This is a genomic window from Spirillospora sp. NPDC046719, assembly GCF_040645715.1.
GTDB lineage: Bacteria > Actinomycetota > Actinomycetes > Streptosporangiales > Streptosporangiaceae > Spirillospora.
This window is the reverse complement of record NZ_JBEYYT010000941.1, coordinates 1-1091: the sequence shown is the minus strand read 5'-3', so window position 1 is coordinate 1091 and position 1091 is coordinate 1. Positions and strand designations below refer to the sequence as shown.

Genomic DNA, 1091 nt, shown 5'->3' with positions numbered 1-1091 from the left:
GTTATCTCCAACTGTGATTCCACTTGGTTCTGTATCCATTGCATAAGAACCGCTTGGTGCAGAAGCCGAAGCCCAGTGGTTTGTGCCAGCTCCACGAGCTAAAACAAAGTTTCCTGAAGTTGGAATGATTGTGTGTTGTGACAATGGATTAATTGAACCACCTTGCTTGCCGCTAGTTGATAAAGCTGTATCAGATTCATCAACTCCGACCAACACTCGACCCTTTACTCGTGCCCATGTTCCAGTTTTAAAAAGGTCTTTAGGGTCTGTAGAGACACTAGATATAAAAAACGCACCAACTGGATAGATTACATCCACAAATTTTTCAAGGATTCCGAGTTCTTGATTAATTTTATTAAAGTTATTATCAATCGTTTCAGCGCCATTTTGCATACCACGAATAATTTTTGTTATATCAGCCATTTAATTTCTCCTATTTCTATTATTTGGGTAGTGTTGTTTTAAAAGCAATACTTTCTGACTTGTCGCTTTCAACATTGCCATTTATTTGACTAACCTGAACATTGTATGATGTGCCCGCCTTTAGATTTTCCAAATCAAATGACAGAAGTTTACTTCCGCCTACAGGCACACCATCTAAATAAACCCGATACTTCATTTCATTCCAATCATACTTACTGGGTTCCGTACTAGAAGTTTGATTCGTATCAACATAAGTTCCTACATACTTTGGCCAGTCAGCAGTTATGACTTCGCTAGATGAGGGCATGTATGGAGTAGCGGTTGAACCTGGTTCAAGTTTGATAGTAGAATAAACAAGACCTGAAGTGTCTGTCATTTGTCTAATAGTAATGCTATCAGTATCAGCTAGAGCAGTATCAAAAGTTTTATATTTAGTATCTATTTGTATCGGAAAACTTAAACGAATTGTTTTACCTAAATCGCTTTGTTCAATATTATGCCAGAATTGACCAACAATTGTGTTGAAATCATTAGTTCCAACATTTCCATAAGCCTGATAAGTTTGACCTTTAAGTTGGATACCAAGTGAACTTCCAACCATAGCATTCAACGGTATATAAACGTTAAAACTAAAGTTCATTGCTGATCACCAGACGGTGGCGACCGGG

2 protein-coding genes are annotated in these 1091 nt (G+C 37.8%); both read right to left on the bottom strand.

Features of this window, described 5'->3' with window-relative positions; translation table 11 throughout:
• Nucleotides 1–423 (bottom strand): phage baseplate protein (locus ABZ914_RS51735; RefSeq protein ID WP_500201864.1); only part of this gene is annotated, 423 nt, incomplete at its 3' end.
• A 19-nt stretch (nucleotides 424–442) separates the two neighbouring features.
• Nucleotides 443–1063, bottom strand: coding sequence for a fibronectin type III domain-containing protein (locus ABZ914_RS51730; RefSeq protein ID WP_500201863.1), 621 nt, complete (start codon nucleotides 1061–1063; stop codon nucleotides 443–445).
• Nucleotides 1064–1091: the final 28 nt, after the last annotated feature.